At 65.8% G+C, this 13,197-nt stretch carries 14 protein-coding genes and 1 tRNA gene; 5 read left to right on the top strand and 10 right to left on the bottom strand.

The window, feature by feature from the left end; translation table 11 throughout:
* From yihA to rpmH, 10 genes are all read right to left on the bottom strand, one after another.
* The gene (yihA, locus tag B9Y97_RS10825) at positions 1-657 is read right to left on the bottom strand and encodes a ribosome biogenesis GTP-binding protein YihA/YsxC (RefSeq protein WP_085526751.1); all 657 of its coding nucleotides are present in this window, start codon (positions 655-657) and stop codon (positions 1-3) included.
* Entirely contained in the window at positions 654-1,415 is a 762-nt protein-coding gene (locus B9Y97_RS10830; RefSeq protein WP_085526752.1) for an MOSC domain-containing protein, read from the bottom strand. Before B9Y97_RS10830 ends, yihA begins: the two co-directional genes overlap by 4 nt.
* Positions 1,412-3,244 (bottom strand): membrane protein insertase YidC, encoded by a 1,833-nt coding sequence (yidC, locus tag B9Y97_RS10835; protein WP_085526753.1) that lies wholly within the window; start codon positions 3,242-3,244, stop codon positions 1,412-1,414. Before yidC ends, B9Y97_RS10830 begins: the two co-directional genes overlap by 4 nt.
* A gap of 275 nt (positions 3,245-3,519) precedes the next feature.
* Entirely contained in the window at positions 3,520-5,070 is a 1,551-nt protein-coding gene (locus B9Y97_RS10840; protein ID WP_085526754.1) for a putative bifunctional diguanylate cyclase/phosphodiesterase, read from the bottom strand.
* 89 nt (positions 5,071-5,159) lie between these two features.
* The gene (gene ttcA, locus B9Y97_RS10845; protein ID WP_085526755.1) at positions 5,160-6,005 is read right to left on the bottom strand and encodes a tRNA 2-thiocytidine(32) synthetase TtcA; all 846 of its coding nucleotides are present in this window, start codon (positions 6,003-6,005) and stop codon (positions 5,160-5,162) included.
* Between the two features lie 75 nt (positions 6,006-6,080).
* A complete protein-coding gene (locus B9Y97_RS10850) occupies positions 6,081-6,308 on the bottom strand; it encodes a hypothetical protein (protein ID WP_085526756.1) in 228 nt (75 codons plus the stop codon).
* 318 nt (positions 6,309-6,626) lie between these two features.
* Positions 6,627-6,878 carry a membrane protein insertion efficiency factor YidD gene (gene yidD / locus B9Y97_RS10855; protein ID WP_085526757.1) on the bottom strand — a complete coding sequence of 84 codons (252 nt, stop codon included), beginning with the start codon at positions 6,876-6,878 and terminating at the stop codon, positions 6,627-6,629.
* 209 nt (positions 6,879-7,087) lie between these two features.
* Positions 7,088-7,429, bottom strand: a complete 342-nt coding sequence (locus B9Y97_RS10860) for a TusE/DsrC/DsvC family sulfur relay protein (protein ID WP_085528213.1) — start codon at positions 7,427-7,429, stop codon at positions 7,088-7,090.
* An 85-nt stretch (positions 7,430-7,514) separates the two neighbouring features.
* On the bottom strand, positions 7,515-7,913 hold the full coding sequence (gene rnpA, locus B9Y97_RS10865) for a ribonuclease P protein component (protein ID WP_085526758.1): 399 nt from the start codon (positions 7,911-7,913) through the stop codon (positions 7,515-7,517).
* Between the two features lie 26 nt (positions 7,914-7,939).
* Positions 7,940-8,074, bottom strand: coding sequence for a 50S ribosomal protein L34 (gene rpmH / locus B9Y97_RS10870; RefSeq protein WP_005980833.1), 135 nt, complete (start codon positions 8,072-8,074; stop codon positions 7,940-7,942).
* Positions 8,075-8,305: 231 nt separating this feature from the next.
* On the opposite strand from rpmH, the gene B9Y97_RS10875 reads away from it, so the two are divergent.
* The 5 genes from B9Y97_RS10875 to B9Y97_RS10895 all read left to right on the top strand — a co-directional run bounded on the left by B9Y97_RS10875 (position 8,306) and on the right by B9Y97_RS10895 (position 13,173).
* On the top strand, positions 8,306-9,025 hold the full coding sequence (locus tag B9Y97_RS10875) for a TVP38/TMEM64 family protein (RefSeq protein ID WP_085526759.1): 720 nt from the start codon (positions 8,306-8,308) through the stop codon (positions 9,023-9,025).
* Positions 9,022-10,389, top strand: a complete 1,368-nt coding sequence (locus tag B9Y97_RS10880) for a dihydrolipoyl dehydrogenase family protein (protein ID WP_085526760.1) — start codon at positions 9,022-9,024, stop codon at positions 10,387-10,389. Before B9Y97_RS10875 ends, B9Y97_RS10880 begins: the two co-directional genes overlap by 4 nt.
* Positions 10,390-10,411: 22 nt before the next feature.
* A complete protein-coding gene (locus tag B9Y97_RS10885; protein WP_085526761.1) occupies positions 10,412-11,806 on the top strand; it encodes a sensor histidine kinase in 1,395 nt (464 codons plus the stop codon).
* A 55-nt stretch (positions 11,807-11,861) separates the two neighbouring features.
* Positions 11,862-11,938: transfer RNA gene (locus tag B9Y97_RS10890), tRNA-Arg, on the top strand.
* A 350-nt stretch (positions 11,939-12,288) separates the two neighbouring features.
* On the top strand, positions 12,289-13,173 hold the full coding sequence (locus tag B9Y97_RS10895; RefSeq protein WP_085526762.1) for a phosphate/phosphite/phosphonate ABC transporter substrate-binding protein: 885 nt from the start codon (positions 12,289-12,291) through the stop codon (positions 13,171-13,173).
* Positions 13,174-13,197: the final 24 nt, after the last annotated feature.

Consider the following 13,197-nt stretch of genomic DNA (forward strand, 5'->3'; position numbering starts at 1 on the left):
CTATTCCAGCGTCGCGATGAGCGCGCGCAGGGTTTCGATGCCGTCGCCCTTTTCCGAGGAGGTCACCACCAGTTCGGGATAGGCTGCCGGGTGTTTCGCCAAGGCGGCTCGGACCTGGTCGAGCACGCGCGCGCGCTCGTCGGTCTTGATCTTGTCGGCCTTGGTCAACACCACCTGGAAGGTGACGGCGGCGCGGTCGAGCAGCGCCATGATCTCTTCGTCGACGGCCTTCACCCCGTGGCGCGCGTCGATCAGCACGAAGGCGCGGCGCAGGCTGGCGCGACCGGCAAGATAGGCCTTGAGCAGGCGCTGCCATTTCTCCACCACCTTCACCGGCGCGTTGGCGAAACCGTAGCCCGGAAGGTCGACGAGATAGGGGCCGCCGGTGGTGGTGAAGAAGTTGATTTCCTGCGTGCGCCCCGGCGTGTTGGAGGCGCGGGCAAGGCCCTTGCGGCCGGTGAGCGCGTTGATCAGAGACGATTTGCCAACATTCGAGCGCCCGGCAAAGCAGACTTCGAGCCGGTCGTCTGGCGGCAATCCGTCCATCGCCACCACACCCTTGACGAACTCGGTGGGCGCGGCGAACAGCAGCCGCCCCGCCTCGCGCGCGGTCGTATCGGGCGTATCGGCCTCGGGAAAGGGCAGGGGCGTGGTCATTCCAGAACCTCGATGGCATCACCGGCGCGCAGATCGCCGGTTTTCGTGACCACGGCGTAGACGCCCATTTCCGGCGTTCCAAGGATCGCCTTGAGCGCGCCCAGCGTGTCGGCATCGCGTTCGCCGGTGCGGGTGCTGGCTTGGGTCGCGGCGCATCGGGTGATGCTTTCACGGATTTCCAGCTCGGCGAGACCCACCCGGATGCGTTTGCCGATCCAGTCGCGCTCGGCGAAAGCATCGACGTTCTCAAGGATCAGGTTGCCACGCCAGCGATTGGGCGACAGCTTCTGGCCGAGATGGGCGGCAACCTCGCGGTGCGAGTTCATGTTGATCAGCGAGATCGAGGGATAGCTCGTGTCGGTCATGGACTTGCCCGGTGCGCGCACCAGGCGTGCGGGCAACAGGCGGCCGCCGTGGCTGATCGGCATTACCCACTGGATGAAATCCAGCGCGTCGTTCTCGTCGTCGGGATTAATGGTGAGATCGCGCAGCTTGGGGTGGCTCAGCGTGAGGCGCTGGAACGGCATGTCGCAGTGCACGGTGATCGCCTGCAGGCTCGGGGAATGGGCGACCCGTTTGAACTCGGAACAAGGCTGCCAGGACGGGCGCTCGTGATCGAAGCAGGAGCGCTCATGCGCCACCGCCCAGCGGCGGTCCCACGGGATCGCCTTGCCCTCGGTCAGCAGCACATGCGTGAGACGCTCGCGACCGTGAGACTTGATCGGATGCCGCCAGACCTCAGCGACATGCGCGATCATTTCTTCTCGTCCTTCGGCTTTCTCTTGAAACTCGATCGGATGTTGCCGAACAGGTCGGGCTTGTGGCCGTGGCTCAGCATGATCGTGTATTGCTGGGTGAAGGTCAGCACGTTGTTGGCGATCCAGTAGAGCACGAGACCGGAGGCGAAGGTGCCCAGCATGAACATGAACACCCAAGGCAGCCACCCCATGATCATCGCCTGGGTCGGGTCGGTCGGGGCCGGGTTGAGCTTCTGCTGGAGCCACATCGAGACACCCAGCAGGATCGGCAGGATGCCGAGCGAGAAGAAGGCGACCAGGCTGTCGGGGCCGGGTGCTGCATAGGGCAGCAGGCCGAAGAGGTTGAAGATCGAGCTCGGGTCCGGTGCCGAGAGATCGCGGATCCAGCCGATCCAGGGCGCGTGGCGCAACTCGAGGGTGACGAAGATCACCTTGTAGAGCGAGAACCAGATCGGGATCTGCAACAGGATCGGCAGACAGCCGGAGGCCGGGTTGACCTTCTCGCGCTTGTAGAGCTCCATCATCTCCTTCTGCATCGCCTGCTTGTCGTCGCCGACGCGCTCCTTGATCTTCTCCATTTCCGGCTGGAGCTCGCGCATCCGGGCCATCGAGACGTAGGATTTGTAGGACAGCGGGAACAGCACCAGCTTGATCACGAAGGTGAGCCCGATGATCGCCCAGCCCATGTTTCCGATCAGCACGTTGAGCCAGTGCAGCACTGCGAACATCGGCTTGGTGATGAAGAAGAACATGCCCCAGTCGATCGAATCGAGGAAGCGGTAGATCCCTTCCGATTTCTCGTAGTCGCGGATCGTGTCCCATTCCTTGGCGCCGGCGAACAACCGCGTGGTGGTGCTTGCACGCTCTCCCGCGGCGACCTCGACGGTCGGCAGGCGAATCTCGGTCTGGTAGATGTCGGCGCTGGCGGCGTGTTTGGCGACCGAGGTGAAGGGCTGACCCGGCTCGGGGGCGAGCACGGTCATCCAGTAGTGGTCGGTGAACCCGATCCAGCCGTTCTCGGTGACCTGTTTGGTTTCGGCCGCGGCGCTTTCGCGCGGGTCGAAATCAAGATTGGTCACGTCCTTGTAGCTGATCTCGGAAAGCTCCTGGTCGGTCTGGCGCACGACACCCTCGTGCAGGATGAAGAAGCCCCGGAGATCGTCCGGCGTGCCGTGGCGCGCGATCACGCCGTAGGGGGCGAGGCGCTGGTTCTCGCCGGAACCGTTCTCGACCGATTGGGTGATGGTGAACATGTAGTGCTCGTCAACCGCGATGGTGCGGCGGAAGGTCATGTTCTGCGCGTTGGTCCAGGCCAGGGTGATCGGCGTCGAGGGCGTCAGCCGCTCGCCGCTTTCGATCTGCCACTCCGTCATCGCGCCGGGCACGTCGCCAAGTTCCAGTTCGCCGCCGGGGGCCCAGCCATAGAGCGCGTAATAGGCGTGATCCTGTCCGGCGGGTGTGAACAGGCTGACGATCGCGGCGTCTTCGTCGATCGTTTCGCGGTAGCCCTTGAGGCGCAGATCGTCGATCCGGCCGCCGAGCAAGGTGATCGAGCCTTCCAGATCGGGGGTATCGATCTCGATACGCGGGCTGTCCTCGAGCGCCGAGGTGCGGTCTTCGCCGGGCGAGGTCGCCGTGCCTGCCGAGGTGGTGGCGTCGACCCCTTCGGCCGGGGGGGTTACCACGTCGCTGCCTTCGGTGGTCTCACCCGCGAGCGGCGCCGAGGTGTCGAGTTCGGGCTGCGCCGGCGGGAACAGAAGCGTCCAGGCCGTGATCACCAGGAAGCTCAGCACAAGAGCCAGGATCGTGTTCTGAGTCTGGGTTTTCATCGGTCCACCACGTCGGTTTTCGGTCACGGTGGTTCAACAGGGGAGGGGGCCAAAGGTCAAGCGGTTTTCCCGGATTTCCGGGGATCCGGCGGTGCGCGGCAGCATCTGGTCCCCGCGCGTGACGGCCGGGTGGTCCGCCGTGCCGCCACCCCGGAGCCGGTGCCGGGCATTGCCGGGCCGCCGTGCGGAATTTGCTGTTGCGGGCGCACCGGTTCACCCGTGCGCCTTTTGCGCGGCGAGGTTGGCCGGGCCGGTCGCGCCCGGGGGGCGCGTGCCTAGCTCGCCTGCCGCGGGATGCGCGGGGGATTGCCGATCTTGCGCTGGTGTTCCGTGATCCACGCGCCCGTCTCGGCAAAGGGCATCGGCTTGGCGATGGAATAGCCTTGCACGTGACCGCAGCCGAGTTGGGCCAGCATCGCGTGTTCGCCATGGCTCTCGACGCCTTCGCCCAGCGTTTGCAGCCCGAGCCGCTCGGCCATCGTCAGAATCGCGGCGACCATGTTCTGCTGGTCGCGATCGGTGTCGACACGGGTGATGAAGGAGCGGTCGATCTTGATCCGGTTCACGTCAAGCCGACGAATGTTGGAAATCGACGCGTGACCGGTGCCGAAATCGTCGAGGTCGATCGGGCAACCCAGCTTCGACAGCGCGGCGATGTTGCGCGTCGCCATGTCATCGTCGGACCGTGCCACGACGTCTTCAAGAACCTCGATGGTGAGGCGGTCCGGGGCAAGATCGAAGCGGTCGAGCTCCCAGCGGATCTTGTCGAAAAGGCTGGGGTTGCGCAACTCGTCGGGCGAATAGTTGACGGCGACGGTCGGCACTGCGAGCCCTGCCCGATCCCATTCGCGCAAGGCGGTCAGCGCGTGGAAAAGGATCACCTCGCCAAGCCGGTCGAAGAGGCCGGCGCGGGCGATTGCGGGCAGGAAGGCACCGGGGGCGATCATTCCCTTTTGCGGGTGCTCCCAGCGCGCAAGCGCCTCGAAGCCGGTGATCGCGCCGGTGTCGGTGGAAACCTGCGGCTGGAACCACGGCCGGATCTGGCCCTCTTCAAGGGCGCGGACAATGTCCTTGCCGAGGCTGTCGGGCAGTGCCACGCGGGGCCGCATGCCCCGGGCAAAGGCCCGCACCGAGCCCGGCCCGGATTTTTGCGCCTCCGCCAATGCACTTTCGGCGGCGGCAAGCTGGGCCTCGCCGGTGTGTTCGGGCACCCGGCTCGGCAGCGCGAAACCGACACTCGCGGTGACAAGCAACCGCGCGCCACCGAGCGAAATCGGCGCCGCGAGCGCGTCCTGCAAGCGGCCTGAAAGCTGGATCATGGTTTCAAGATCGACACGGGGTGTCTTTTCGAGCGCCATGCCGAATCGCCCCTGACCGAGGCTTGCCACGAAATCGTCGCGCCGAAGGATGCCGGCAATCCGCTCGCTGGCCCGGCGCAAGATGTCTTCCGTACCGCTTTCGCCATATTGTGATTCGAGGCCGGTGAAATTGTCGATTTCGAGCACGATACCGACGCGCGCCGCCCCGTCGTCATCTCCGCTGCGCGCGGTTGCATCCAGATGGCGCACGAGCTGGTCGCGCCCCGGCAATCCGGTGACGGCATCGCGGCCGGTGCGCGCGCCGGTACCGGTGCCGGTGCCGAGAAGGCCCGTGAACGCAATCAGCGCGGGGAGGATGACCGCGGCGACGAGCAGCACGCCTTCGCCGCCAAACCAGTAAGCGCCAAGCATGATCGCCGGAAGAAAGGCCGTGAGTTGCGGCCCGACGAATGCGTTGCGGATTGCCTGCCGCAACGGGCGCTTCTGACTGCCGGTGGAAAACGCCATGCGCCGTGCCTCCTCGACCGGGCGGAACCGCCCTTCGGGAGACACTCTAGGGCGCGCGAGTCAACCGGGGGTTAACACGTGCCGAGGTTTTACACGTCGCCCGATCCAGCGTCGCCGCGCGTCAGCCCCGCGAAATCGAACAGCGCCGGGTCGAGCAGGTGAGAAGGTCGGGTGTTGGACAGCGCCTTGAACATCTTTTGCCGCCGTCCCGGACTGCGACGTTCCCATTCGTCGAGCATCGCCTTGATCTGCTGACGCTGGAGCCCATCCTGTGAACCGCAGAGATCGCAGGGAATGATCGGATAGGACATCGCCGAGGCGAAACGCGCGCAATCGTCCTCGGCCACGTGGGCGAGCGGGCGGTAGACGAAGAGATCACCCTCCTCGTTCACCAGCTTGGGCGGCATCGTCGCCAGCCGCGAGCCGTGGAACAGGTTGAGAAAGAAGGTTTCGAGGATATCGTCGCGGTGGTGACCGAGCACCAGCGCCGAACATCCTTCCTCGCGCGCGATCCGGTAAAGGTGCCCACGCCTGAGCCGTGAACACAACGCGCAATAGGTGCGGCCCTGGGGCACCTTGTCGGTGACGATCGAATAGGTGTCCTGGTATTCGATCCGGTGCGGCACGCCCATCTTTTCGAGAAAGGCGGGCAGCACCGTGGCCGGGAAGCCGGGCTGGCCCTGGTCGAGGTTGACCGCCAGCAGCTCGACCGGCAGCAGGCCGCGCCATTTCAGCTCGGTGAGTGCTGCGAGCAGGGTGTAACTGTCTTTCCCGCCGGACAGCGCGACGAGCCACCTCGCACCGCGCTCGACCATGCCATATTGCTCGATCGCCTCGCGCACGCCGCGCACGATGCGTTTGCGCAGCTTCTTGAACTCGGTGGTCGAGGGCGCGCCGGCGAGCAGCGGGGGAATATCGTCGGTGTTGTCAAACATGGCCGCGTCATACGCTTGCGGGCGGCACCGGGCAAGCGGCGTCGCGCTTGCCGATACCGGTTCCGGCTCGCGCAATTACATCCACGGGCCCCGCATCCGCGGTGCCGACCCGCCTTGTTCCGGCAAGCCGATATCGCGCCGAAGGTGGTCGGGCAAGGTGCCGGCGTCGCGCCGTTTTCGACGGCGGCGCAGGATGGCGGCGGCAAGTGCGCGCAGCACCGCACCGATGCCGTGCCGGTCCAGCAGGTGGTCCAGGGCCAGGCCGGGGGGCAGGTCCCCGGCGGTTGGGGTCGTATGGGTCATCGGGATCAACCGGCGGGCACCGGCCTCCTAAAGAAATATGAGCAAGAACGGGTCACGCGCCGCGCGGGCGGTTTCCGGATGTCTGGAATATCGGGATGGCCCGAATCGGGCCGGAGCCTAGCAGGTGCTGGTGAGCGATCCGCGGGCGAATGGTCCGACTCGGCGGGCGGCGAATGCGATGTACTTCATGAAACGCCCTCCCTGCTGACTGTGACGGACGGCGTTTCAATAGCACCAATGAAGAAAAGCGCCAGATACAGCGTGACTCAATGTCGCAATCTGTGGCGCTTGCGACACGTTTTCCGCGAAGACCGAAGGTCAGTTCTCGTTCGGTGTGTCTTTTTCGCGGGGTTCCGGCACCGGGTCATAGCCCGACCCGCCAAGCGGGTGGCACGACAGGATGCGCTTCGCCGCGAGATATCCGCCGCGCAGGCCACCGTGCTTTTCCAGTGCCTCCAGCGCATAGGCCGAGCAGGTCGGCTGGTAGCGGCAGGAATGGCCAACCCAGGGGCTCAACACCGCGCGATAGGCGCGCACGGGCAGCGAGAGAAGGAAGGCAAAAGGACTCATGGAGCCGATATAGGTGGGCAGGGACGCGCTGGCCAGAGGCGCGGGATGCGGCGCATTGGGGTGTTGCCTGGCGGAGCGGCTGCGCCGCGCATGATCGGTTGGAAGGGGGGCGCTGCCCCCCTTGCCCGTTCCGGGCTTACCCCCCGAGGTATTTTCGGACCCAAGAAGCGATCTGAAATGCCCCAAAGGAAAGCTGAGAGTCTGTCGGCTCAGTAGCCGCCCTTGCGCCGGCTTTCCGGCAGGCCCGCGATGCGGCCGCCTTGCTTGGAGGGATCGAGCGGAAACAGCGTGTAGAGCGCGTCTTGCTTGATCTTCTCGCCCCACTTGTCGCTCATCGCCTTGATGATCGCGCGGGTGTTGGGCTGGTTTTCGCGGTTGTCGAAGTATTCTTCGCGCAGGTAGTTGATCACGTCCCAGTGCCGCTCGGTCAACTCGCCGACTTCTTCGGCGTCGGCCATGGCGCGGGCGAGGTCTTCGCTCCAGTCTTCGAGGTTGACGAGATAGCCGGTTGCGGTGGTCTCGACCGATTGGCCGTTGAATTCGAATGCCATGATATCCTCCATATCCTCCCAGGTGTTCGCGGGCGCGAACATTCAAACATTAAGATAAGCGATTTTCACCAAGCAGGGGCGCGGGTCAAGAGGCAGGGCGCTTGCCGTGCAACTTGGCGAGGGCGCGCAGGAGGTCGGCGCGCATCTCGTGGAAGGGCAGAAGGGTGGTGGCGTCGCGGCGGGCGACCAGCACGTAATCCCAGCCCGGCTCGGCAAAGACGGGCAGCACCTCGCGGGCCAGCGCCCGGAGCCGTCGCTTGGCGCGGTTGCGGGTGACCGCGTTGCCGACCTTTTTCGAAGCGGTGAAGCCGACGCGGATCGCGGCGGTCTCATCGCGCTTGCGGGCCTGCAGGAGAAACGCCGGCATCGGGGCCTTGCGCGCCTTGGCGCAGGCGAGAAAATCGGTGCGGTTCTTGAGGGTTTCCAGGCAAACGGAAACCGCCGGGGGCGGGTCCGTCGTCACGGGGGCCTCCGGCGGTTTCATCATTTGCAGCCTTGGGGCGTCGCGGCTCAGGCGCTGAGCGACTTGCGGCCCCGGGCGCGGCGCGCGTTCAGGATCTTGCGGCCGGCTTTCGTCGCCATGCGCGCACGGAAGCCGTGGCGGCGCTTGCGAACGAGGTTCGAGGGTTGGTAGGTGCGTTTCATCGCCCGTCTCCGTTTCACGCAGCCCCAGAACCCCGGTGGATTCGGGAGCCGATACATTCGAAGCCCGGTCTATAGGCGGGGTTTGGCGGCAAGTCAAACACCGCGGCGGGGATTTTCGACAATCTTGTAACATTCGCACGCGCGGGATCAATCGGGCGTGACACGGGGTTACGGGGGGTGGGCAAGCGCGTGGCCAGCGCGCATCTTCGCCCGAACCCCCGGGGAGGTCCGATGAACAATGTGAAGTCCAGCCTGCTCAGGCAATTGCCCTTTCTCGCCATTCTCGCCGTGGCGCTTGTCGGTGCCGCGTTTCTCAGGCCATATCTCGGCTTCGAGGCGCTGGCGCAACATCGCGAGGCGCTGGTCGGGCTGGTGACGACGCATTACCTGTTTGCCGCGCTGGGCTTCGTCGCCGCCTATATCGTCATCGTGGCGCTGTCACTGCCCGGTGCGACGGTGGCGACGCTCACCGGCGGCTTTCTGTTCGGCCTGTTCCCTGGGGTGCTGTTCAACCTTACCGGGGCGACACTCGGTGCCATCCTGATCTTTCTGGCCGCCCGCATGGGCCTTGGCGAACGCCTCGCCGCGCGGATCGACGCGACGCCCGGCGCGGTGCAGCGGCTGAAACGGGGGATCGACGAAAACCAGTGGTCGGTGCTGTTCCTGATGCGTCTGGTGCCGGTGGTGCCGTTCTTCGTTGCCAACGTTCTGCCCGCGTTGCTCAACGTGCCCTTGCGCCGGTTCGCGATCACCACCGCGCTCGGCATCGTGCCGGGCGGGCTGGTCTATACCTCGGTGGGGGCCGGTCTTGGCGAGGTTCTGGCGGCGGGCGAGCAGCCGGACCTCGGGGTGATCTTCGAGCCGCATATCCTCGGGCCTCTGCTCGGCCTCGCCGCGCTGGCGGCGCTGCCGATGGTGATCAAGATGTTTCGCAGGGAGGCGCGGCTATGACCCGGATCGACACGGATATCTGTATCATCGGTGCCGGGTCGGGCGGCCTCTCGGTGGCGGCGGGTGCGGTGCAGATGGGGGCCCGCGTGGTGCTGATCGAAGCCGGTGCGATGGGCGGCGATTGCCTGAACGCGGGCTGCGTGCCGTCGAAGGCGCTGTTGCACGCGGCCGCTTCGGGCATGGGCTGGGAGGCAGCGCACGACCATGTGCGCGCCACCATCGCCGCGATTGCCCCGCATGATTCGGTCGAACGCTTCGAGGCGCTCGGGGTGACGGTGCTCAAGGGATTCGCGCGCTTCACCGGGCCGCGCGCGGTGACGGTGGAGGGCACGACGGTGCGCGCCCGGCGGATCGTGATCGCCACCGGCTCGCGGCCGCGCCTGCCCGATGTGCCGGGTCTGACCGAGACCCCGCATCTCACCAACGAGACGATCTTCGATCTGGTCGAACGGCCGGACCACCTGCTGATCCTCGGCGGCGGCCCGATCGGCATGGAGATGGCGCAGGCCCACCGCCGCCTCGGTTGTGACGTGACCGTGATCGAACCGTTCCGCGCGCTGGGGCGTGACGATCCCGAGGCGGTCGCACACGTCACCGCTTCGCTCAAGGCAGAAGGTGTAGCGATTGAAGAAGGTGCGGTCCCGGTTCGGGTTGGCCGCTCCGATCATGGCATCGAGATCGTTCTGGATGATGGCAGAACGCTGGCTGGCTCGCATCTTCTCGTCGCCACCGGGCGGGTCGCGACCATCGACGGGCTCGATCTGGACAAGGCCGGGGTGGAGACGACGCAAGCGGGCGTGAAGGTCGACGACCGACTGCGTTCAACAAACCGGCGCGTCTATGCCATTGGCGACGTGGCGGGGGGGATGCAGTTCACGCATGTTGCGGGATACCACGCCGGGGTGATCGTGCGGTCGATGCTGTTCGGTCTGCCGGCGAAGGCGCGCACGGAACATATTCCGCGGGTGACCTACACCGCGCCCGAACTGGCCCAGGTTGGTTTGACCGAAGCCGAGGCGCGCGCGGCGCATGGCGCGGCGCTGGAAGTGGTGCGTGCCGATTTTGCCGGCAATGATCGCGCGGTGGCCACCCGGCGCACCGAAGGTTTTTTGAAGGTGATGGTCTGCAAAGGCCGCCCGGTGGGGGCCACGTTGGTGGGGCCGGAGGCGGGTGAGCACATTGCGCTCTGGGCGCTGGCGCTCTCTGCAAGGTTGAAGATGAGTGCCATTGCCGGGATGGTTGCGCCCTATCCGACGATGGGAGAAATTTCCAAACGCGCCGCTGGCACCTATTTCTCGCCGCGTCTATTTGATAATCCGAATGTGAAGCGCCTCGTGCGGGCCGTGCAAAGGTTCGTGCCCTGAGGCAAGGCGCGCGGAGAGGCCGATGATCAATTCGCTTTCGGGCCGGTTCCTGATCCTGACCATCGCCTTCGTGATGCTCGCGGAGGTGTTGATCTTCGTGCCGTCGGTCGCCCGGTTTCGCGAAGACTACCTGCGCACCCGGCTCGAGCGGGCACAGATCGCCTCGCTCGTGCTGCTGGCCGACGAGATGATCGACCAGGAACTGGAGCAGGAACTGTTGCAGAATGCCGAGGTGTTCAACGTGGTGCTGCTGCGCGACGAGGCGCGCGAGTTGATGCTGTCGTCGCCCGTGCCCAGCCCGGCGATGGCAAGTTTCGACCTGCGAGATCCCGGCGCCATCGTGCTGATCCGCGATGCCATGCACCGGCTGGTGACCCCGGACGACGAGGTGATCCGGGTGATCGGCGACCCGGTGCGCGCAGGCGGCCTGGTCATCGAGGTGACGATGGCCTCGGGCCCGCTGCGCGCGGCGATGCTCGATTACGGCTGGCGCATCTTCCAGCTTTCGCTGGTGATCTCGGTGATCACCGGGGGGCTGCTGTTTCTCGCGGTGCGGATGCTCTTCGTGCGGCCGGTGCGCAAGGTGGTGGGCGCGATGGCCTCCTTTGCCCAGGCACCGGAAGACGCGCGCCGCGTGCTTACACCCTCGTCCCGGCTGCGCGAGTTGCGCGAGGCCGAGGAGGCGCTGCACAACCTCGAAACCCAGCTTTCTTCCGCGCTCAAGCAGAAGGACCGTCTCGCCCAGCTTGGCGGCGCGGTGGCGCGGATCAGTCACGATCTGCGCAACATCCTCACCACCACGCAGCTCTTTGCCGATCGTGTGGAGATGAGCAAAGACCCGATGGTGCAACGTGCGCTGCCCAAGCTGATCGGGTCGATCAACCGCGCCGTCAACCTGACCGAGTCGACGCTTGCCTTCGGCAGCGCCGAGGAACCCGCGCCGCGTCTGACGCTGACCGCGCTTTCCGAGGTGGTGAACGACGTGGTCGAGAGCGAGCGCATGGCGACCGGCGATCACGATATTTCCTACGCCGAGGACGTGCCGATGGGCCTCACCCTGCGGGCCGATCCCGAGCAGCTCTACCGGATACTGCGCAACCTCGTGCGCAATGCGCGCCAGGCGATCGAGGCGACCGGCAAGGCGGGCGAGATCATGGTTGCGGCGCGCGAGGACCCGAAGGAATGGGTCATTACCGTGACCGATACCGGACCGGGCCTGCCGAAGAAGGCGCGCGAGCTTCTGTTCCAGCCGTTTGCCGCAGGCGGGCGCAAGGGCGGCACCGGGCTCGGCCTCGCCATCGCCGCCGAGCTTGCGCGCGGCCACGGCGGGCGGCTCGAGCTTGTGCGCACCGGCGAGGATGGCACGGTTTTCGCCATTTGCCTGCCGCGCGGGTTTGGCACGGGTGAAGCGGAATAGCTGCGGATTGCCCCTTGCAATGCCCGGACAGGGCCGTTAAATCCCGCCTGTCCGCGCGCTGGTAGCTCAGTTGGATAGAGTACTTGACTACGAATCAAGGGGTCGGGGGTTCGAATCCTCCCCAGCGCGCCACTTTCCCGAAGGTATGAACTGACCAAGGCCCGCAACGGTTCCGGTGCATCATGCGCGGATGTTTTTCCCCCGCAGGCGCCGACGAGACGATGGGCATGCGCGAAGGCAAGGGGGCCAAGGCGAAACGGCTGATTTTCCCCGGCCGCGTTGACCGAGGATCGCGCACCAAGGGCGGCGGTCGGCCTTGCCTTGTCGCACCACGCGCACCGGTGCGCAAAGCGGATCGACCTGCACGCAGAGGCCAGCCGTCCTTTTCCCGCATTCCCCCAAGCGATTGGCCGGCTGTCATACGCCTGTGATCTCGGGCCACTAGGAGGGGCGGAGATCAGCTTTCATTGGAGATTCAAGACATGTTCAGTTTGCACCGCCTCACTATGCCCGCCGCCATTGCCACCGTGCTTCTTGCCGGCGCTGCTTCCGCTCAATCCGTGGCTGAGGTTTGCCCGTCGCCGCTGCGGATGGCGGATACCGGCATCGAAGGCATGGGCGACCTGTCGGAAGCCTTCGGCCCCTTCGCCGAAACCTTCGAAGAGCTGACCGGGGTGGAACTGGCGCTCTATTCGCTGTCGAACCGGACCGCCGCGGGCACCGCGCTGCAGTTTGACGAGGTCGAGTTCGTCTTTGCCGGGCCGTCGGAGTTCGTGCTGTTCCAGCAACTGGCCAAGATGGACATCCTGTTCTCCATCGTGCGCCCGCATTACGGGTCAAGCTTCGTCGTCAAGGCCGACAGCGACATCCAGACGCTTGCCGACCTGAAGGGCAAGCGCGTGGCGCTGAAGGACGTGGGCTCCACTTCCGGCCACATCTTCCCGATGATGCTGATGGCCGAAGCCGGGCTCGACCCCGAAAGCGACGCCGAGATCATCATGGCGGGCGATGCGCGGATCCAGGTTCTGATCAACGACGATGTCGACGCGATGGGCGGCGGCAACAAGGATTGGGACGCGGTGCGCAAGCAGGATCCCGACACCGAGTATCGCCTGCTGGCGCAAACCGATACGCTTCCCGGCGACCCGGTCGTCATGCGCGCCTCGCTGCCCCAGGACTGCCGTGACGCGCTGCGCGCCACCCTCGCCGAGCATGCCGACGTGCTGTGGGAAAGCCTCACCGCCACCGAGCGCAACGCCGACAAGTTCATCGAGCGCGACGCCTACATGTCGTTCGAAACCGACCCGGCGATCTACGACGTCGTGCGCATGGCCTACGAAGTCGCCGGCATTCCGCTCGACGACTGACGCACTCCCTTAAACCGGCGGGGC

Origin of the sequence: Maritimibacter sp. HL-12 (assembly GCF_900177545.1) — a bacterium.
Lineage (GTDB): Bacteria > Pseudomonadota > Alphaproteobacteria > Rhodobacterales > Rhodobacteraceae > Sinisalibacter.

What these genes read in the sequence shown, in the direction of transcription:
- yihA (WP_085526751.1), bottom strand. Translation starts at nt 657, where the DNA reads ATGACCACGCCCCTGCCCTTTCCCGAGGCCGATACGCCCGATACGACC.
- B9Y97_RS10830 (WP_085526752.1), bottom strand. Translation starts at nt 1,415, where the DNA reads ATGATCGCGCATGTCGCTGAGGTCTGGCGGCATCCGATCAAGTCTCAC.
- yidC (WP_085526753.1), bottom strand. Translation starts at nt 3,244, where the DNA reads ATGAAAACCCAGACTCAGAACACGATCCTGGCTCTTGTGCTGAGCTTC.
- B9Y97_RS10840 (WP_085526754.1), bottom strand. Translation starts at nt 5,070, where the DNA reads ATGGCGTTTTCCACCGGCAGTCAGAAGCGCCCGTTGCGGCAGGCAATC.
- ttcA (WP_085526755.1), bottom strand. Translation starts at nt 6,005, where the DNA reads ATGTTTGACAACACCGACGATATTCCCCCGCTGCTCGCCGGCGCGCCC.
- B9Y97_RS10850 (WP_085526756.1), bottom strand. Translation starts at nt 6,308, where the DNA reads ATGACCCATACGACCCCAACCGCCGGGGACCTGCCCCCCGGCCTGGCC.
- yidD (WP_085526757.1), bottom strand. Translation starts at nt 6,878, where the DNA reads ATGAGTCCTTTTGCCTTCCTTCTCTCGCTGCCCGTGCGCGCCTATCGC.
- B9Y97_RS10860 (WP_085528213.1), bottom strand. Translation starts at nt 7,429, where the DNA reads ATGGCATTCGAATTCAACGGCCAATCGGTCGAGACCACCGCAACCGGC.
- rnpA (WP_085526758.1), bottom strand. Translation starts at nt 7,913, where the DNA reads ATGAAACCGCCGGAGGCCCCCGTGACGACGGACCCGCCCCCGGCGGTT.
- rpmH (WP_005980833.1), bottom strand. Translation starts at nt 8,074, where the DNA reads ATGAAACGCACCTACCAACCCTCGAACCTCGTTCGCAAGCGCCGCCAC.
- B9Y97_RS10875 (WP_085526759.1), top strand. Translation starts at nt 8,306, where the DNA reads ATGAACAATGTGAAGTCCAGCCTGCTCAGGCAATTGCCCTTTCTCGCC.
- B9Y97_RS10880 (WP_085526760.1), top strand. Translation starts at nt 9,022, where the DNA reads ATGACCCGGATCGACACGGATATCTGTATCATCGGTGCCGGGTCGGGC.
- B9Y97_RS10885 (WP_085526761.1), top strand. Translation starts at nt 10,412, where the DNA reads ATGATCAATTCGCTTTCGGGCCGGTTCCTGATCCTGACCATCGCCTTC.
- B9Y97_RS10895 (WP_085526762.1), top strand. Translation starts at nt 12,289, where the DNA reads ATGTTCAGTTTGCACCGCCTCACTATGCCCGCCGCCATTGCCACCGTG.